This window comes from Streptomyces sp. CNQ329 (assembly GCF_000482585.1).
In genome coordinates this window covers 33,938-51,379 of sequence record NZ_AXVU01000024.1, presented here as the reverse complement: position 1 = coordinate 51,379, position 17,442 = coordinate 33,938, and the positions used below count along the sequence as shown (strand labels likewise).

16 protein-coding genes and 1 pseudogene are annotated in these 17,442 nt (G+C 73.9%); 8 read left to right on the top strand and 9 right to left on the bottom strand.

From position 1 onward, the window contains the following. Positions 1–7: 7 nt before the first annotated feature. The 4 genes from I003_RS0117755 to I003_RS0117740 form a co-directional block, all read right to left on the bottom strand. The gene (locus I003_RS0117755) at positions 8–370 is read right to left on the bottom strand and encodes a nuclear transport factor 2 family protein (RefSeq protein WP_027772733.1); all 363 of its coding nucleotides are present in this window, start codon (positions 368–370) and stop codon (positions 8–10) included. A gap of 158 nt (positions 371–528) precedes the next feature. After that, positions 529–1,401, bottom strand: a complete 873-nt coding sequence (gene sigJ, locus I003_RS0117750; protein ID WP_027772732.1) for an RNA polymerase sigma factor SigJ — start codon at positions 1,399–1,401, stop codon at positions 529–531. Then, positions 1,398–1,967 (bottom strand): carboxymuconolactone decarboxylase family protein, encoded by a 570-nt coding sequence (locus I003_RS0117745; RefSeq protein ID WP_027772731.1) that lies wholly within the window; start codon positions 1,965–1,967, stop codon positions 1,398–1,400. Before I003_RS0117745 ends, sigJ begins: the two co-directional genes overlap by 4 nt. A 96-nt stretch (positions 1,968–2,063) precedes the next feature. After that, a complete protein-coding gene (locus I003_RS0117740; protein ID WP_027772730.1) occupies positions 2,064–2,939 on the bottom strand; it encodes a hypothetical protein in 876 nt (291 codons plus the stop codon). 70 nt (positions 2,940–3,009) lie between these two features. On the opposite strand from I003_RS0117740, the gene I003_RS32560 reads away from it, so the two are divergent. The 5 genes from I003_RS32560 to I003_RS0117715 all read left to right on the top strand — a co-directional run bounded on the left by I003_RS32560 (position 3,010) and on the right by I003_RS0117715 (position 7,716). After that, positions 3,010–3,663: a winged helix-turn-helix domain-containing protein gene (locus tag I003_RS32560; protein WP_078564132.1), complete on the top strand. Its 654-nt coding sequence runs from the start codon at positions 3,010–3,012 to the stop codon at positions 3,661–3,663. Continuing rightward, a complete protein-coding gene (locus I003_RS32555) occupies positions 3,663–5,003 on the top strand; it encodes an MFS transporter (RefSeq protein WP_051368315.1) in 1,341 nt (446 codons plus the stop codon). The genes I003_RS32560 and I003_RS32555 overlap by 1 nt, the downstream gene beginning before the upstream one ends. A gap of 6 nt (positions 5,004–5,009) precedes the next feature. After that, complete coding sequence (locus I003_RS0117725) at positions 5,010–5,735, top strand: class I SAM-dependent methyltransferase (protein ID WP_027772729.1); 726 nt, start codon at positions 5,010–5,012, stop codon at positions 5,733–5,735. A gap of 149 nt (positions 5,736–5,884) precedes the next feature. After that, a complete protein-coding gene (locus tag I003_RS0117720; RefSeq protein ID WP_027772728.1) occupies positions 5,885–6,769 on the top strand; it encodes a Scr1 family TA system antitoxin-like transcriptional regulator in 885 nt (294 codons plus the stop codon). 86 nt (positions 6,770–6,855) lie between these two features. Beyond that, positions 6,856–7,716: a hypothetical protein gene (locus I003_RS0117715; protein ID WP_027772727.1), complete on the top strand. Its 861-nt coding sequence runs from the start codon at positions 6,856–6,858 to the stop codon at positions 7,714–7,716. Between the two features lie 32 nt (positions 7,717–7,748). Here I003_RS0117715 and I003_RS32550 read toward each other — a convergent pair. The 4 genes and pseudogenes from I003_RS32550 to I003_RS0117695 form a co-directional block, all read right to left on the bottom strand. After that, positions 7,749–8,435, bottom strand: a pseudogene (locus tag I003_RS32550) (IS5 family transposase); the annotation flags it as partial. Positions 8,436–8,590: 155 nt separating this feature from the next. Then, the gene (gene rox, locus I003_RS0117705; protein ID WP_027772726.1) at positions 8,591–10,030 is read right to left on the bottom strand and encodes a rifampin monooxygenase; all 1,440 of its coding nucleotides are present in this window, start codon (positions 10,028–10,030) and stop codon (positions 8,591–8,593) included. A 202-nt stretch (positions 10,031–10,232) separates the two neighbouring features. Then, positions 10,233–11,222, bottom strand: coding sequence for an Acg family FMN-binding oxidoreductase (locus I003_RS0117700; protein ID WP_027772725.1), 990 nt, complete (start codon positions 11,220–11,222; stop codon positions 10,233–10,235). 136 nt (positions 11,223–11,358) lie between these two features. Next, positions 11,359–11,997, bottom strand: a complete 639-nt coding sequence (locus I003_RS0117695; protein WP_199784314.1) for a TetR/AcrR family transcriptional regulator — start codon at positions 11,995–11,997, stop codon at positions 11,359–11,361. A 76-nt stretch (positions 11,998–12,073) separates the two neighbouring features. On the opposite strand from I003_RS0117695, the gene I003_RS0117690 reads away from it, so the two are divergent. After that, a complete protein-coding gene (locus tag I003_RS0117690) occupies positions 12,074–13,549 on the top strand; it encodes a cytochrome P450 (protein WP_027772723.1) in 1,476 nt (491 codons plus the stop codon). On the opposite strand, the gene I003_RS0117685 is transcribed toward I003_RS0117690, so the two are convergent. Further along, positions 13,538–14,650: a DUF6777 domain-containing protein gene (locus I003_RS0117685; RefSeq protein WP_027772722.1), complete on the bottom strand. Its 1,113-nt coding sequence runs from the start codon at positions 14,648–14,650 to the stop codon at positions 13,538–13,540. The two genes, I003_RS0117690 and I003_RS0117685, sit on opposite strands and share 12 nt — an antisense overlap. 192 nt (positions 14,651–14,842) lie before the next feature. Between I003_RS0117685 and I003_RS0117680 the strand changes: the two genes are divergently transcribed. Continuing rightward, entirely contained in the window at positions 14,843–15,250 is a 408-nt protein-coding gene (locus I003_RS0117680) for a DnaJ family domain-containing protein (protein WP_027772721.1), read from the top strand. A 391-nt stretch (positions 15,251–15,641) separates the two neighbouring features. After that, positions 15,642–17,429: a sulfatase-like hydrolase/transferase gene (locus I003_RS0117675; protein WP_027772720.1), complete on the top strand. Its 1,788-nt coding sequence runs from the start codon at positions 15,642–15,644 to the stop codon at positions 17,427–17,429. Positions 17,430–17,442 lie beyond the last annotated feature (13 nt).

The following is a 17,442-nucleotide window of genomic DNA, read 5'->3' as shown; positions in this document are numbered from 1 at the left end:
AGCGGTGTCACCCCGGCACGCGGTCCAGAAAGCCGAGCACGGAACGGATCCGGCCGTCCTCCGCCAGCGTGACGACGTCGAAGCCCTGCACCGGTGCCGAGCCGTCCGGCGCGATCAGCTCCCAGGAGAAGCGGGCCGTGTCGTGGTGGCCGTCGACCGGGCCGAGGAGGCGGAACTCGAAGCCCGGGAACTGCTCCCGGGCGCCGGTGATCACGGCCGCGAGGCCGGGGTGGCCGCTGACCTCGGCGAGGGGGTCGGTGTACGTCGCCTCCTCGGTCCAGGCGGCGGCGACGGCCTGCTCGCGCTCGGCGGGGTCGTGGGCGTTCCAGGCGGCGAAGTAGCGGGTGACGGCGGTCTCGTATGTCGACATGGCGACCTCCTCGGGGAGTGCTGCTGATCGGTGCGTCCACGATGCGGGGCGGCGGGGTGCGGCGTCGATTACCCCCGGGGTAAGGCCCGGCCGGGTGCCGGCGGTGCGGGGTGGGCGGAGACCGCGGCCGGCCCGGTGCCGGCCGCGGTCTCCGCGTGTCACCTGGTGAGTTCCGCGGGGTGATCGAGGCGGGTGAGCTTGTGCGGGTTGCGTACGACGGAGATCCGGGTGATCCTCCCGTCGTCGTCCGGCTCCAGGCTCACCGCCCCCGGCGCGCCGCCGAACGCGAGACGGCCCGCCGGGGCGCCGTTCAGCCAGACGACGGCCGTCTCCAGTTCCACCCGGTTCGCGCCCGCCAGCAGCTCCGCCACGGGGCGGGCGCCGTGGACCGGGGAGAGCACGGCGGGCACGATCCCGCCGCCGTCGGCGACCATCACCACGTCCGGCGCCATGACTTCCAGGAGTTCCTGCAGTTCGCCGGTGTGCAACGCGGCGAGGAACCGTTCGACCACCGCCTGCCGCTCGGACGGGCCGACCCGCACCCGCGGGCGGCGGGCCGCCACGTGGCCGCGGGCCCGCCGGGCGATCTGCCGCACGGTGGCGACCGGCTTGCCGACGGCTCCGGCGATCTCGCCGTACGGCATGTCGAAGACCTCGCGGAGCACGAACACCGCGCGCTCCGTGGGCCCGAGCGTCTCCAGCACGGTGAGCATCGCCATCGACACGCTCTCCGCCAGCACGATGTCCTCGGCGACGTCGTGCGTGGTCAGCAGTGGCTCCGGCAGCCACTCGCCGACGTACTCCTCGCGCCGCCGCGACAGCGTCCGCAGGCGGTTGAGGGACTGCCGGGTGACGGTCCGCACGAGGTACGCCCGCGCGTCCCGGACCCGCGACCGGTCGGCGCCGGCCCACCGCAGCCAGGACTCCTGCAGCACGTCCTCCGCATCCGCCGCCGACCCGAGGATCTCGTAGGCGACGGTGAAGAGCAGGCCGCGGTGGGTGACGAACGGGTCGTCGGGCGCCGTCGTCATGCCCGGCCGGCGGCTTCCGGGCGGCCGGCGAGCGGAATGGCGCACGACTCCGAGAAGCCCTGCGAGGTGATCCCGTGCGCCGTGTTCGCCCGTGTCGACATATTGGCGTACGCGACGAACGTGGTCAGCTCCACGACGCCGGCGGGGCCGAGCTGCCGCAGCAGGCTCGCCGCCTGCTCGTCGGTGACCGTCGTCGGGGTGACCGACATCGCCTCCGCGTAGGCCAGCACCTCCCGCTCCAGCGGGGAGAACACGTCCGAGTCCCGCCACCGCGGCACCTGGGAGGCCTTGGCCAGGTCCAGGTCGTCGTTCTGCGCCTGGAAGTAGCCGGCGTCCAGGCACCAACTGCATCCGACGAGCGCGGCGACGGCCATGTGCGCGAAGGACTTCAGACTCGCGTCGACGGCGCGCCACGAGGCCGCCTCCGCCGAGAACTCCAGATTGGCGGCGGCCAGCTCGGGGTGGTTGAACAGCACCTCGACCGGCTCGGGCACCTCGCCGAACTGCGCCGCCAATGTCTCCTTCCACTCGTCCGGAAGCTCCGTCTTGGGAACACGCACCGTCACGGTCTCTCCTTGGTCGCCATCGATCTGCCGCCCATCCAGACACCGCCCGGCGGCCCGGCGTGACACCTGACCGCGCGCTTTCGCCGGTCACCGCGGTCAGGCGTCGGTTCCGTCCTTCTCCAGATCGGCGAGTTCCGCCGCGGCCTTGTCGGCCGCCCTGCGGGCCTCGCGGCCGGCGCAGGCGCTGGCGGTGAGCGAGCGCCGGGCGCGGGCCAGTGCTTCGCGGGCCTGCGACTCCGCTTCCTCCGCGGAGCGCAGCCGGCCGGCCAGCTCGGTGACACGGGCGGTGGCCTCGTCGAGACGGGAGGCGGCCTTGTCCCGCTGGGCTTCGTCGTGGCGCAGCGCCTTGTCCCGGTCGCGGGCCCGGCGCTCGGCGGCCCCCGCTTCCCTGCGGGCACGGGCCAGCTCGTCCTTGCGGGCCTTGCCGGGGTCCTCGACGACCTTGAGGTGGCGCTTGCGGGCGGGGCGGGGAGCGGGTTCACGGCCGGTGGGTACGGTGCCGGGGAAGCCGGGGCGGGTGGCGAGGGGTTTGGCGAGGTGGCCCGTGGCCCACTCGCGGGCCGCGTCCGGGTCGGCGAGCACGGCGTGGAGGGTCGTCTCGACCTCGTGCTGGACGGCGTCCCCGACCGGCTGACCGGCTTCGGCGGCGAGCCGGCGGGCCTCGCGGGCGAGTTCGGCGACCAGCGCGTTGCGCTGCCGGGTCAGCTCGCGCAGTTGCTCGCCCGCGAGCCGGTCCTGCGCCTCGCGCAGGCCCTCCCCGAGCCGGCGCACCGTGTCGACCTGCTCGGGCGCGGAACGCACCAGCAGGTTCCCGGCCCAGGCGGCGAGCGTCGGCTTGCGCAGTGCGGCGATCTCCTTGGCGAGGTCCCGCTCCCCGGCGGTACGCGCGGCGGCGACGTGCCGGCCGCGGGCGGCGACGAACTCGCCCGGCGGCAGCGCGTACAGCTCGTCCGCGACGCTCTCCAGGTCCATCGGTCCCATTCTCCTCGCGGTCGGTACCCCGGTCTTCTAAAGAAACCTTTCTAAAGATATCTTTAGATACATGCCGGACCGACGCATCGACCTCACCGACGCCCGCGCCCTGCGCGCCTACGCCCACCCCACCCGGATGGAGCTGGTCGGCCTGCTCCGCCGCCACGGCCCGCTCACCGCCACCCGGGCCGCGGAGCTGACCGGGGAGTCCGTCGCCGGGTGCTCCTACCACCTGCGGATGCTCGCCAAGTACGGGCTCGTCGAGCAGAGCGGCGGAGGGCGGGGACGGGAGAAGCCGTGGCGGGCCACGGCACGTGCGACGCACTGGGAGGCCGCGTACGACGACCCGGATGCCACCGAGGCCGTCGGGGATCTGACGATGGCGCAGGTGGAGGCGTACGTGCGGAAGCTCGGCGCCGCGCTCGCGGTCCGCCACCGGCTGCCGCGCGCGTGGCAGGCAGCGGAGCACTCCGGCGACTGGAGCCTGTACCTCACGCCCGACGAACTGACCGGGCTGACGGAGGAGATGACCCGGCTGCTGTCCCGCTACGACGACCGCCTCGCGGACCCGGCGCGCCGCCCGGAGGGAGCGCGGCTGGTCAGCGTCCTGCGGCTGGCCTTCGTCGACCCGCAGGACGCGGCGGGACGGCCGGGTTCGCCGGCTCCGGCGGAGCCGCGGGATGCGGCCTCCCCCGGAGCCGGTCCCTCGCAGACCCCCTCGTGATACGCCCCGCCCGCCTCTCCGCCGCGGTGCCGGAGCTGCTGCGCGATCCCCCCTTCCGCCGCTACTGGGCCGGCCAGAGCGTCTCCCTCGTCGGCGACGAGGTCCACCGCATCGCCCTCCCCCTCGCCGCGGTCCTGCTCCTCGGCGCCGGCGCCGAGGACATGGGTCTGCTCACCGCCGCGGCGCTGCTTCCCGCACTGCTGTTCTCGATCCCCGCCGGTGCCTGGGCCGACCGCCGGCGCAGCCGCCGCCGGGTGATGATCGCCGCCGACCTCGGCCGGGCGGCGGCCGTCGCCTCCGTCCCCGTGGCGTACGCGCTGGACGAGCTGACGCTCACGCACCTGTACGCGGCGGCCTTCGCCGTCGGCACCCTCGGCGCGCTGTTCAACGTCTGCGCCGGCACCGTGTACGTCGCCCTGCTGCCCGTCGAGCGCTACGTCCAGGGCAGCTCCCTGCTCAACGGCAGCCGGGCGCTGGCGTTCACCGCCGGGCCGGGGCTCGGCGGCGGTCTCGTGCAGGTGGCCACGGCGCCGTTCGCGCTGCTGCTCGACGCGCTCAGCTACCTCGTCTCGGCGGTCTTCCTCGGCCGGATCTCGCCCGCGGAACCGCCGCCCGCCGCACGGGAGAAGAGCCGGGCGGCGGCGGGCATCCGGTGGGTCCTGCGGACCCCCGCGGTGCGCGCCTGTGCCGCCGCGACCGCGACGCTCAACTTCTTCCACTTCATCTTCCAGGCGCTCTTCGTGCTCTACGCGACCGGGGAGCTGGGCCTCGGGCCCGGACTCCTCGGCGTCGTGCTCGGCGCCGGCGGCGTCGGCGGCCTGGCCGGCGCCCTCCTGGCCGGCCGGATCGTGGCACGGTTCGGGGTGGGGCCGGCGATGACCGCGGGGTTCGCCGGCTTCAGCGTGCCGCTCATGCTGATCCCGCTGGCGGACGGGCCGACGCCGGTGGTCGCCGTGATGCTGCTGGCCGCCGAGTTCGCCTCGGCGTTCGGCGTGATGGTCCTCGACATCTCGGCGAACGCCTACTTCGCCGCGGCCATCCCCAACGAGCTGCGCTCCCGTGTCCTCGGCGCCTTCCAGACCGTCAACTTCGGCGTCCGTCCCCTCGGTGCGCTCGCGGGCGGGGCACTGGGCGGCGCGCTCGGGCTGCGGCCGACGCTGTGGGTGGCGACGGCAGGCGCGGCACTGGCGGTACTGTGGCTGCTGCCCTCGCCGGTGCCGCACACCCGGCGGCTGCCCGGCACGGGGCCCGCCGGGCGGGCCGCGGAGGACGAGGCGCCGGGACCGGCGTCCGCACGGCGTCCGCCGGACGAACCCTCCCCGCCCGGGGGACTACGCTGATCACCGATGTTCAGTCCCGAGGGCCCGACCCTTCTCGAGCTGACCGTGCAGGCGCTTTCCTCCACGGAACGCGGCTATGACCTCCTGGCACCGAAGTTCGACAGCACCCCGTTCCGCACCCCCGACCGCGTGCTGGACGCGTTCGTCTCCGCCGTCGGGCCGCTGGGGCCGTTCGCACGCGGCCTCGACGTCTGCACGGGCACCGGCGCGGGGGCACACGTGCTGCGCCGGCTGTGCACGGAGCGGGTCGTCGGCGTCGACTTCAGCGCCGGGATGCTCGCCGAGGCGCAGCGCGCCTACGCGGACGCCGGCCCGCCCCCGACACGCTGGGTACGGGCCGACACCCTGGCGCTGCCGTTCGCGCCCGCCTTCGACCTCGCGGTGAGCTTCGGCGCCTTCGGCCACTTCCTGCCCCGGGAGCGCCCGGCCCTCTTCGCGGAGGTCTTCCGCTCGCTGCGCCCCGGCGGCCACTTCGCCTTCCCCGTTCCCGCGCCGCAGCCGGTCGGGTCCCGGGGATACTGGGCGCTCTGGGGGTTCGACGCCGTGATGCGCGTGCGCAACGCCCTGTGGCGCCCGCCGTTCGTCATGTATTACCGCACGTTCCGCCTGCCCGGCGTGCTGGCAGATCTGGAGCGCACCGGATTCGCCGTGGCGACGGTCGCGCTGGAGGAGCTGGGGCGGCGGCCCGACGGCAGTCCCCGTGCCCGCGCGGTGCTCGCGCGGCGCCCCTGAAAACCCGGGCGGCGGCAGATGAGTAACCCCGGCGTACCAGAGGCATATTCAACCTCAACAATCGCTTTCCCTGTACACGTTGACTCCTTCGATGCGAGACTGAAGGGCGCGACCTGATCATCCCTGGGAGCCCGATGCACGCGCCAAGCATGTCGGAGACGAACTCGCTGCCGGCCCCGTCCCGAGGCGGCCCCACCGTCCGCCGCATCATCCTCGGCAACAACCTGCGGCGGTTGCGCGAGCAACGCGGCATCACGTTCCAGGCCGCCGCACGCACCATCGGCGCCTCGCAGCCCAAGCTGAGCCGGCTGGAGCTGGGCCGGGGCGGCTGCAAGGAGCACGACATCGCCGCCCTGCTGACCCTGTACGGGGTGGACGACCAGGCCGAGCGCGAGCACTACCTCGCGCTGGCCCGCGGCGCCAACAGCACCGGCTGGTGGTATCAGTACAGCGACGTGACGCCCACCTGGATGGAGACGTTCCTCGGCCTCGAAGAGGCCGCCTCACTGATCCGCTCCTACCAGGCCCAGCGCATCCCCGGCCTGCTGCAGACCGCCGACTACGCGCGGGCGTTCGCCCAGATCGCGTACCCGAACGCGGACGACGCGGCCATAGAGCGCCATGTCGACCTGCGGCTGCGCAGACAGCAGATCCTGGGCCACGCCGACGAGCCCGCCCGCTACTGGGTCGTCCTCGACGAGGCGGCGCTGCGCCGCCCCCTCGGCGGACGCACGGTGATGCGCGCCCAGATCAAACACCTGCTGGGAATCCTGGAGCTGTCCAACATCACCGTCCAGGTGGCGCGTCTGTCCACCGGCCGCTTCGCCGCCGTCGTCAGCCCGCTGACGATCCTCCGCTTCGCGGAGCCCGACCTGCCGGACGTGGCGTACGTCGAGCAACTGACCAGCGCCCTCTATCTCGACAAGCGCAACGACGTCGAGCGCTATCTGCTGACGATGGACGGCCTGTGCGCGGCGGCGGAGAAGCAGGAATCGAGCCAGGAGCTGCTGGAGCAGTTGCTCGCGGAGTACTAAGTGTGTGTCTGAAAACCTGACTGCGCCTCGGGGTAGAAGGCAGGCAACTACTCTCCTGGCGTGGGCGGTTGGATAGAGTGACGTCTATGCCAGATTCGGTCTCCGGCCCCTTGGACGACACGGATCCCGACCTGTGGGACCCCGAGCCGCTCACGGTGCGCCAGCGTGCTGCCGCCGCGGCGATTGGTGGGGTGCTCGCGGGAGCCGGGGGCACCGCGGTCTTCATCAGCGAGAACCAAGTCGGCAGCGGCATCCTGCTGTTCGCAGGAGCTGTCTTCCTGCTCGTGGCTGTCAGCGGTATGCCCTTGCTGGGCGCGCGCTTCCAGGAGTTCGAGCTGCGTCTAGCCTGGCGACGCCGGCAATCGGCCCTTCAGACCGCCGCCCGCCTGCCCACCGAGGAAAGCCGGCGGTTGCTTGAGATCATCAACGAGGTCCATCCCGGTTCCACGGACGATCCCTTCCTGTCGCTGATCGAATCGCTTCTCTTCGAGGGACGAGTGACGGGCGCGGTCATCGCCGCGGCGGAGCGACGTGAGCAGGTCGAGAGTCATCCGGGGGCGGATGTCGGGGAACCACTGCTCGACTGGATCTCCCAGTCTGGCGACATCCGGATCGGCGTCTACGCGATGTTCGTGATGACCGAGACCGTCAACGTTTCGCAGGCGCTCAGCGATCAGTTTCTGCAGCGCCTGCCCCGTGCCGGCTACGACGCTCTGATCTGGGTCACCTGCGCCCGCGACGAAGGTGACCTCACTACTCTGGCCGACCGGGTTCAACGGGAACTCGATCTGCCCGTGGCCATCGAGGTCTGGGCTCGTCGAGACAGCCGTCCCTCGCTGCGTCCTGCAATCGACCGGCTGACTGCTCAGACACGCGCCTCTGCGATGACGAAGGCGCGAGCACCCCGTCAGAGCCGCGCCGAGCCGGGTTCGGCGACCAATGAGTGAGTGCTCTTCCTCAAATCCGGCAGGCTCGCTCAGGGCTTCCTCGACCAGTCACCACGTGGGCCGCTTCGGGTGAGTCTCCGGGTCATGAGGGTGATGAGTGCCCAGGTCAGATGCGCTTCGGAGTGTTGTGGGAGGCGTTCGAAGTCGCGGACGTTGCGCCGGGCTCTCATGATCCAGCCGAGGGTGCGTTCGACTTTCCAGCGCCGGGGCAGGACGACGAATCCCTTGGCGCCGCGCGGGCGGGAGACGGTTCTGAGGGTCAGGTCGAGGAAGGTGTCGGACCAGGTGGTGAGCTGGCCGGCGTAGGCGGAGTCGGCCCAGACCTGGGTGAGCTGGGGCTGCATGACGCGCAGGCGCCAGAGGAGTTCGCGGGCGGCGTCGCGGTCGGTGGTGTCGGCGGGCGTCACCGTGATCATCACGGGCAGTCCGAGGGTGTCGACCGCCAGATGTCTCTTGCGCCCGTTGATCTTTTTCCCTGCGTCGTAGCCGCGGGTGGCCTTCGAGACGGTCTCGGCGCCCTTGACCGACTGGGAGTCGATGATCAGCGTGACCGGCCAGGGGCAACGTCCCTGGCCTGTTCGGATGTGACGGCGGAGCTGGTCGCGGACGACGGCGACCACGCCGCGGCGGTGCCAGCGGGCGAAGTGGTAGTAGACGGTCTGCCAGGGTGGGTAGTCCGCGGGCAGGGCCCGCCACTTGATCCCGTTGTCGACGACGTAGAGCCGTGGGAAGCCGTCCGGGGTGCGGTGACCGGCCCACTCGGCGGGCTGCCGGCCTCCCGTGCGTGACGCCTGCCCGGCGGACCCCGGACGTCGTCCACGTCCGTCGCGACATCGCTTCCGGGGCTGAGAGCGTCAGTTCACCGGCCGCCGGGTCACGGGGCGGTGGGTGCGCCGAACCACCTCGGCAGGTGGCCGAGGAGATCGGCCTGGTCCTCGCCGGCCCAGGCCACGTGGCCGTCCGGGCGGAGCAGCACGGCGGGGACGTCCAGTTCCGCCCCCGCGTCGACGATGTGGTCCACGCGATCCGCCCAGCCCGCCGCCGAGAGCCGCCCGGTCCGGTCGAGCAGGATGCCGCGGCCGGTGCGCGCCAGCTCGTACAGCCGCCCCCGGCTCAGCTCCATGTCCCGCAGCCGGCGCCCCAGCAGATCGTGGCCCGGGCCGAAGTCGTAGCGGATACCGACCGCCATGACCCTCTCGATCAGGTACCGGTGGACCTCGTCGAAGTCCATGAGGTCGGTCATCAGGCTGCGCACCGCCCGCGGCCCCGGCTCGGTGGACATCAGCTCCGACTGTGCCCGGGTGAAGTCCAGCACGCCGGCGGCGACCGGGTGGCGCTCGGTGTGATAGCTGTCCAGCAGCCCTGCGGGGGCCCAGCCGGCGAGGGCCGCGGCGAGCTTCCAGCCGAGGTTGAACGCGTCCTGGACCCCCAGGTTGAGTCCCTGCCCGCCGGTGGGCGGGTGGATGTGCGCCGCGTCACCCGCCAGCAGCACCCGGCCCACCCGGTAGTGCTCGGCCAGCCGGGTGGCGTCGCCGAAGCGGGAGAGCCAGCGCGGGGAGTGCGCGCCGAAGTCGGTGCCGGCGACGGCCCGTAGCTGCGCCGTGAGCTCGCCGAAGGCGGGCGGCACCGAGCGGTCCTCGGCCACCCCGGCGGCCGGCACGCCGACGCGGTACGCCCCGTCCGCGAGGGGCATGGCGCCGAACCGGAGCTGGGTCGTGCGGACTTCGGCCACCACGGCGGCCACCGTCTCCGGTGACGCGGTCAGTTCCATCTCGCCGAGCAGGGTGTCGACCCTGCTGGGCTCGCCCGGGAAGCCTACGCCGAGCAGCTTGCGCACCGTGCTGCGGCCGCCGTCGCAGCCGACGAGGTAGCGGGTGTGCAGCCGGGTGGCGGTGCCGGCTCCGGCCACCTCGACGGTCACGCCGTCGTCGTCCTGGCTCAGCCCGACGACCTCGCAGCCGCGGCGGATCTCGGCGCCCGCCTCGGTGGCGTGCTCCTCCAGGAGCCGGTCGGTGAGGGTCTGCGGCAGCCCGAGGATGTAGGCATGCGCGCTGTCGAGCCCCTCGGGCGACGGCTTGGCGATGCCGGCGAAGAAGCCGCCGACCGGGTAGCGCTTGCCGTGCGCGAGGAACCTCTCCAGCAGACCGCGCTGGTCCATCAGCTCGATACTGCGCGCGTGCAGCCCGAGCGCCCGCACGACCGGCGTCGGCTCCGGCTCCTTCTCCAGCACGACCACGTGTACGCCGCGCAGCCGCAGTTCCGCCGCCAGCATCATGCCGGTCGGGCCGCCGCCGGCAATGATCACATCACTCATGAATCCCCCCATATCCGCAGGTCCTGGCCTCGGCGGGAGATTCTGCAACAGCCCGGGGGCCTTGCCGCAAGCCCCGGGGTGCGCTATAAGTTGAGAGTGGCAAGGAGCGCGGCGCTCCTTGCCGTTCGTCGTTTCGGGCGCCTTCGCGCACGTGCCGTGCGACCCCGTACAACCGGGGGCCGGTGGACCGGGGCGGCCGGGCTCAGACGATCTCCATGACCTCCGCCAGCGGCCGGCGTGGCGTCGACGGGCCGCGGGGGCCGTAGCCGATGCGCAGCACCATCTGGACCTGGCCGACGTCGGTGAGCGGGTCACGTACGAGTGGCCGCAGGTCGGACCACTCCAGCGCCTCGCTCGTCAGCGACGCGACCAGCCCGGCGCGGGTGGCGGTCAGCAGCACGCGCTCCAGCGCCTGGCCGGCGCGCAGCCAGTCGGCCGGGGTGTCGTGCGCGGTGCCCAGAAGGGCGAGGTTCGGCGTGGTCTCGAAGCTCACGCTGGTCCGCCCCGGCGGCTCGACGCCGCGGCCGAAGTCGCGCATCGGGGCGGCGCCGGTGCGGCGCCGGGGGCCGTAGGCGTAGCCGGGGACGCCCTCGTCGGCGCCGTCGGGCCGCGGGTGCGTCCAGCGGGCCAGTTCCGCGGCGCGGTCGGGCGTCTCGGCGTCGCGCACCTCGGCGTCCTGCACCAGCTCCAGCAGGGTCGCGGCGTGCCAGGCGTCGGGGAACACCAGCTTCGCGCCCTCGGCCCGCGCCGCCTCGACGAGGTCCGACAGCTCGGCGGGCGGGACGGGCTTCTCCGCGAAGGGCCAGCGGCTGGAGTGCCGGCGGGGGATCTCCGGCGCCAGCCCGGCCAGATCGGTGTCGGCCTCCTCGCCGGGCTCGGCGCAGACGAGGCTGACGGAGGCGAGCAGCAGCGGCTCGTCCGCGGCGGGGAACAGCTCGGTCCGGGGCCGCCAGCCGGCGGCCGCCGCGGCGGCGCGCAGATTGAACAGCGCCGCCCCGCAGCCGACGTGCAGGGAGCGCCTCTCGGGGTCGGCGGCGGGCATGGCGCGCTCCATGTCGGCGCGCACCTCGATGGTCCGCTCCCCGAGGTGGCAGCGGAAGTGCCACGGCTGCGCGTTGTGCATGGAGGGCGCGGCGGTCGCGGCCTGTACGAGTCCCGCGGCCCCGGTGGCGTCCAGCGCTCGCGCGGCCATACTCCCAGCGTACGACCGCCGCCCGCACCCCACGACTCGAGCGGCCGCCGGCCTGCGGAGACCGCCCGGTGCGCGGCGGCGGACCTCCGCGCCGGGGCCCACGGCAGGCGGCGGACGGCGGCGCCCGCCGCGCCCCTCAGTCCTCCCGCGGCCCGCCCAGCGCGCCGAGCAGCGCCCTCGTGCACACCTCCCGGACCTCCGCCCGTGAGGGCTCCCCGCGCTCCAGCCAGTCCAGGACCGCCGCCGTGACGAAGGCCAGCCAGCCGTGCACCGCGAGCCGCAGCGCCGCGGGCGCGGGGCCGTCGATCAGCCCGGCGGCGGCCTGCGCGTCGAGCACCGTGACGATCCGCCGCTCCTGCTCGGCGAGGAGCTGCTCGTGGATCTCGTGGATCTCCCGGTCACCGGTGGCCGAGGCGCGGTGGAAGGCGCGCAGGCCGGGCGCGTGCTCCTCGGCGTACCGCAGGTACGCCTCCAGGCCCTGCTGCACCTGCCGCCCGACAGGCGTGGCGGGGTCCGGCTCGGTCATGCGCAGCAGGCGTTCGCCCTCGTGCCGGACGACGGCGGCGTAGAACTGCCGCTTGGCCGGGAAGTAGTGGTACAGCAGCCCGCGTGAGACGCCGGCGCGCTCGGCGACCTCCTCGATCCACACGTCGTCGAAGGGCCGCTCGGCGAAGAGTTCGGCGCCGATCCTCAGCAACTGCCGGCGCCGCTCCTCGGTGCCCATGCGGGTGCGCGGGCGCCCCGTCTGGGTGCCACGAGCGCCGGAACGAGCCATCGCGCCACCTTACTTGACACCGGTTCAGCGGTGCCGCACGCTGCGTACTGAACCGAGTTCAATAAGGGAGGGCACGATGGCGAAGCCGTTCTTACGCACCCGCCCCGGTCCCTGGCCGGAGCTGCACCGCATCCCCCACCCGCCCCGCCGGGTGCCGGTGGTGGGCGATGTCTTCGGCATCGACCCCGCCACGCCCGTACAGGACTCGCTGCGGATGGCCCGGGAGCTGGGGCCGATCTTCCGGCGCAAGATCTTCGGGCTGGAGATCGTGGTGGTCTCCGGCGCCGACCTGGTCGCCGAGCTGGCCGACGAGACGCGCTTCGCCAAGCGCGTCGTGCTCGCCGTGCACAACCTGCGCGACCTCGGCGGTGACGGTCTGTTCACCGCGCACAGCCACGAGCCCAACTGGCAGCTCGGCCACGACATCCTCGCGCCGGCCTTCGCCCGCGAGGCGATGGAGCGCTACCACCCCGTGATGCTCGCGATGGCCCGGCGGCTCATCGCCGCCTGGGACGGGCACGCCGCCGCCGGCACCGCGGCGGACGTCTCCGCCGACATGACGAAGCTGACTCTGGAGACCATCGCGCACACCGGCTTCGGCTACGACTTCGGCTCTTTCGAGCGCACCGAGCAGCACCCCTTCATCGCCGCCATGGTCCGCTCCCTGCGCCACGCCCAGGGCAGCAACGTGCCCCGGCCGCTGAGCCCGGTGAAGAAGCGCGGGGGCGGCCGCAGGGGCGCCGCCGACACCGCGTACCTCACCTCCGTCGTCGACGAGGTCGTACGGGAGCGCACCGAGCGCCCGGACCCCGACGCGCAGGACCTGCTCGGGCTGATGCTCCACACCCGCCACCCGCGGACCGGCGAGAAGCTGTCACCGGAGAACATCCGCCACCAGATACTCACCTTCCTGGTCGCCGGGCACGAGACGACCTCGGGTGCGCTGTCCTTCGCGCTGTACTACCTCTCGCGCCATCCCGGGGTGATGGCTCGCGCCCGCGCCGAGGTGGACGAGGTGTGGGGGCGGGCCGGGGAGCCGTCGTACAAGCAGGTGAGCAAGCTGCGCTACGTGCGCCGGGTGCTGGACGAGTCGCTGCGGATGTGGCCGACGGCCCCCGCGTTCACCCGCGCCGCACGGACGGACACGGTGCTGGGCGGCGTCCACCCGATGCGCGCGGGTGCGTGGGCCCTGGTGCTGATCCCCGCCCTGCACCGCGACCCGGCCGTCTGGGGCCGGGACGCCGACAGCTTCGATCCGGACCGCTTCCTGCCGGAGCGGGTGCGGGCCCGGCCGGGACACGTCTTCAAGCCCTTCGGTACCGGCGAGCGGGCCTGCATCGGGCGGCAGTTCGCGCTGCACGAGGCGACGCTCGTGCTGGGGCTCCTGCTGCGCCGGTACGAGCTGCGCGGCGATCCCGGCTACCGGCTGGACATAGCCGAGCGCCTGACGCTGATGCCGCGCGGGTTCACGCTGGCACCGGTGCGCCGCCGGCCCGCCGCGCCCCGTACGGCGCCGGGACCGGCGGCGGAGCCGGCGGGGTCACCGGGCTGACGCGGTGCCCGCCTCCGACTCGCCGGCGGAGACGCGCTCGTGGTCGGGATCCTCGGCGCCGCCCGGCAGCGGCGGGGCGGTGCTCGGCTCCCCGGACTCGGTGCCGGGGCCGTCCGACGGGCCGGGCCCCTCGGACGGGCCCTGGGTGGTCGGCCCGGGGTTTCCGGTGGGCTCGGCGCTCGGGCTCGGCGAGCGGCCGTCCGGGCCCGGTGAGGGCGGGCTGAAATGGTCCCGCGGCGGCTGCGCCAGCTTCCGGTCCTGGCCGGGCTGCCCGCCGACGGGCCGCTCGAACCACAGGTTCGTCGTGACGTCGACGATGACCAGCTTCGTCAGCGCCTGCTTGGCCGGGGTGACCACGACCGTGCGCGAGGGCCGGTAGTCGCGCCAGCCCGTGCCGCCGTAGCGGCGGTCGCCGGTCAGTTCCTCGGGCGCCGTCAGCGGGCTGCCGCTGGCGCACCGCACCCGCGGCACGCCCCTGTCGTCGACCAGGACCGCGGTGCCCGCCTGGAGCACCGACGGGAAGGGGTGCGCCGCGGCGTCCGCGAAGCCGTGGTCGGTCAGCCGGGTGTCGGCACGCAGCAGCACGGAGGTCAGCTCGCGCAGGAAGCCCGGCAGGTCTCCTTCGTCGACCCGCAGGGTCTGCGCGAACGCCGCCTGCCTGTCGGCGTCGCGGCCCAGGAAGGCGATCTGCTTGTGGACGTCGCAGCTCGCGACGTTCCGTACGCCGGCGTAGAGACCGTCCATGCTCCCCGGCACCGACCGGTGCCGGCTCGGCTCCGCCGGCGGCGTGCTGTCGGGCGGTGCGGCGGTGGGCGAAGGCGAGGGGTCCGCGCCGTCGGGCGTCGCGGTGCTCGGGGTGAACGGGTCGTGCCCACGGTCGGCGACGGGCTGCAGCACCAGTTCCGCCGCCGGGTCGGCGGCGGCGGCGGAACCGCCCTGCCCGGGCGCGGCGCAGGACGCCGCGGCGACCGACAGGGCGAGGGCCACCGCCGCGGTGCCGGCGAGGTGCGCGGCGCGCGGGAGCCGCAGCGTGGGGCGCGCACGGCGCGGGACACGGCGCGGCGGCAGCGGTGCACGGCGCGCGGAACGCAGACGGGGCACGAGGGTCTCCCTATCGGGGCCGGATGGACACCTTCCGAGGCCATTGTCTGGATTGTTACCAAGGTGTGCGCAAGCTGAGAGCCGCCATCGGTGCGACACCGCCCGCGCGCCGCGGTCCACGGCGGGCCCGTTACGGTTGACGTGGGAGAACGGCCGGCCGGCGACCACCGCGAGCGGAGGGGAGCACCGCACATGACCGAACGCAAACCACCGGGTGTGAGCTTCGAGTCCTGGATCGACCGGCAGATCCGCGAGGCGGCCGAGCGAGGCGAGTTCGACGACCTCCCGGGCACGGGCAAACCGCTCCCGGGCCTGGACCAGCCGTATGACGAGCTGTGGTGGGTCAAGGCGAAGATGGCGCGCGAGCAGGTGTCCGCGCTGCCGCCGTCCCTCGCCGTCCGCAAGGAGGCCGAGGCCGCGCTCGCCGCCGTGACCAGGGCACGGAGCGAGAAGGAGGTGCGCCGGATCGTCGCAGAGGTCAACGAGAAGATCCTTGCCGCGCACCGCGCGCCCGCCGTCGGCCCGCCGCTGAAGCTGGCGCCGCTGGACGCCGACGCGCTGGTACGTGAGTGGCGCGAGGGGCAGGAGGGACGCAAGTAGCGGGTCAGGAACGACCGGAGCCGCGGCCTCCGCCGGTCCCCAACGCGCGCGGGAGCGTCGGTCGTTGGTGGTAGGGTCCCCCTCGAATACGTCAAGCCGTACGCGAGCGCACGGGGTAGACGCAGTCCGGGGGGAACTGATCCGTAGGACACACCCCTGCGCGGCCGTTCCGCCGTCCCGACCAGACGGCGCGGCAGGAGGGTGCCCGGCCCGTATCCGGATACGGGCGCCCTTGCACCGCTTCCCGGCCCGGTTTCCGCCACGGCGGACCCGGTGGCCGGACCGGCTCACCCCCGGCGGGTGACGCGGCCCGGGACACTGCGTGCCGACCCCGCCACCGCCTCCGGACGGCGCTGTCATCGGCACCAGATCGTCCGAGAGGGGGAGCCGGTTGACCTCCCGTCGGCAGTTCCTCGCCGCCTCGGTCGCGGGCCTCGGCGCCGCGGCGCTGACCCCCGCCCCGCTCGCCGCCGCGCCGGGCAGCCCTCGCGGCGACCGCCCCAACATCGTCCTGATCGTCGCCGACGACCTCGGCTACGGCGAACTCGGCTCGTACGGCCAGCGGCTCATCCACACCCCCCACCTCGACCGCCTCGCCGCCGACGGCCTGCGGTTCACCGCGGCGTACGCCTCCGCGCCCGTCTGCGCGCCCTCGCGCGCCTCGCTCCTGACCGGCCTGCACAGCGGCCGGGCCCGGGTGCGCGAGAACCCGATGCGCGGCGTCCAGCCCTCCATCGGCGACGACGACACCACCGTCGCCGAGCTGCTGCGGGCCCGCGGCTACCGCACGGCGTGCATCGGCAAGTGGGGCTTCGGACCCGAGGAGCCGGACCAGCACAGCCACCCCAACTACCGCGGTTTCGAGGAGTTCTACGGCTATCTGACCCACCGGCACGCGCACTCCTACTTCCCGGACTACCTGTGGCACAACAGCCGCCGCGTGCCGCTCACGGGCAACGGGGACGGCGCGCGCGGCACGTACGCGCCCGGCCAGTTCTCCACGCGCGCCCTGGAGTTCATCCGCGGCCACGCCGAGGAGCCGTTCTTCCTCTACCTCTCCCCCAACGTGCCGCACGCCCCGAGCGCCGTGCCGGACACCGGCGAGTACAGCGACACGGACTGGAAGCCGGAGGACAAGGGGCACGCCGCGCAGGTCGCCAACTTCGACCTGATGGTCGGCCAGGTGATCGAGGAGCTGTACGCGCAGCGGATCGCCGAGGACACCGTGGTGATCGTCACCAGCGACAACGGCCGGCACGAGGAGGGCGGCGTGACGCCGGCACTCTTCCAGCGCGAGCGCCCTCTGCGCGGCTACAAGCGGAACCTGTACGAGGGCGGCATCCGGGTGCCGCTCATCGCCTGGTCCCCGTACCGCATCCGCCCGGGGGTCGTGAACCGCCCGACGCCGCACATCGACCTGCTGCCCACCCTCGCGGAGCTGGGCGGCGCCCCCGCGCCCCGGGACGTCGACGGGCTGTCCCTCGCCCCGCTGCTCACCGGCACGGGACCGGCGCCCCGGCACGATTTCCTCTACTGGTACCGCAACGAGCGGGCCTCGACACCGCTGGCCCGCGCCGCCGACCACGACCGGATCGGCCGGATCTCGGAGGCGGTGCGCGCCGGCGACTGGAAGGCGGTGCGCTTCGCACCGGGCAAGGACCGTGCGGCGCCGGACGGCCGCTGGCAGGTGGAGCTGTACAACCTGGCCGACGACCCCGCCGAGTCGGTCGACCGCGCCGCGGACCGGCCGGACATCGCCGCCCGGCTGGTGCAGATCATGCGGCGCGAGTGGCACGAGTCGTACGGCCGCGAGCCCTTCGGCGTACGCATCGGGGCCCCGCCCTACGCCGAGCCGGGCCGCACGCTGACGGTCACCGCCACCCTGCACAACGGCTCCGGCACCCCGTGGACGGAGCCGCGGGTGCAGGTGCAGGTCCCCGAGGGCTGGAAGGTGCGCGCCGCGACCCGCCGGCCCCGCGGCCGGCTGGCGCCGGGCACCGAGGTGGTCACGCGCTGGCGGGTCACGCCGCCCAGGGACGCGCCCGCGGGCCGCTGGGAGCTGCGCGCGCGGGCCGTCGCGCGCTGCGCGGACGGGCCGCTGACGTACCGTACGCGCCGCGCGGTGCTCACGCCGCCGGCCCGGGGCGGCTACTTCGGTGAGCTGCCCTGGCTGACCTGAGGGGCCCGTGCCG

Bases quoted from the DNA above. Each gene is read 5' to 3' on its own strand.
- I003_RS0117755 (WP_027772733.1), bottom strand. From the start codon at position 370: ATGTCGACATACGAGACCGCCGTCACCCGCTACTTCGCCGCCTGGAAC.
- sigJ (WP_027772732.1), bottom strand. From the start codon at position 1,401: ATGACGACGGCGCCCGACGACCCGTTCGTCACCCACCGCGGCCTGCTC.
- I003_RS0117740 (WP_027772730.1), bottom strand. From the start codon at position 2,939: ATGGACCTGGAGAGCGTCGCGGACGAGCTGTACGCGCTGCCGCCGGGC.
- I003_RS32560 (WP_078564132.1), top strand. From the start codon at position 3,010: ATGCCGGACCGACGCATCGACCTCACCGACGCCCGCGCCCTGCGCGCC.
- I003_RS0117725 (WP_027772729.1), top strand. From the start codon at position 5,010: ATGTTCAGTCCCGAGGGCCCGACCCTTCTCGAGCTGACCGTGCAGGCG.
- I003_RS0117720 (WP_027772728.1), top strand. From the start codon at position 5,885: ATGTCGGAGACGAACTCGCTGCCGGCCCCGTCCCGAGGCGGCCCCACC.
- I003_RS0117715 (WP_027772727.1), top strand. From the start codon at position 6,856: ATGCCAGATTCGGTCTCCGGCCCCTTGGACGACACGGATCCCGACCTG.
- rox (WP_027772726.1), bottom strand. From the start codon at position 10,030: ATGAGTGATGTGATCATTGCCGGCGGCGGCCCGACCGGCATGATGCTG.
- I003_RS0117700 (WP_027772725.1), bottom strand. From the start codon at position 11,222: ATGGCCGCGCGAGCGCTGGACGCCACCGGGGCCGCGGGACTCGTACAG.
- I003_RS0117695 (WP_199784314.1), bottom strand. From the start codon at position 11,997: ATGGCTCGTTCCGGCGCTCGTGGCACCCAGACGGGGCGCCCGCGCACC.
- I003_RS0117690 (WP_027772723.1), top strand. From the start codon at position 12,074: ATGGCGAAGCCGTTCTTACGCACCCGCCCCGGTCCCTGGCCGGAGCTG.
- I003_RS0117680 (WP_027772721.1), top strand. From the start codon at position 14,843: ATGACCGAACGCAAACCACCGGGTGTGAGCTTCGAGTCCTGGATCGAC.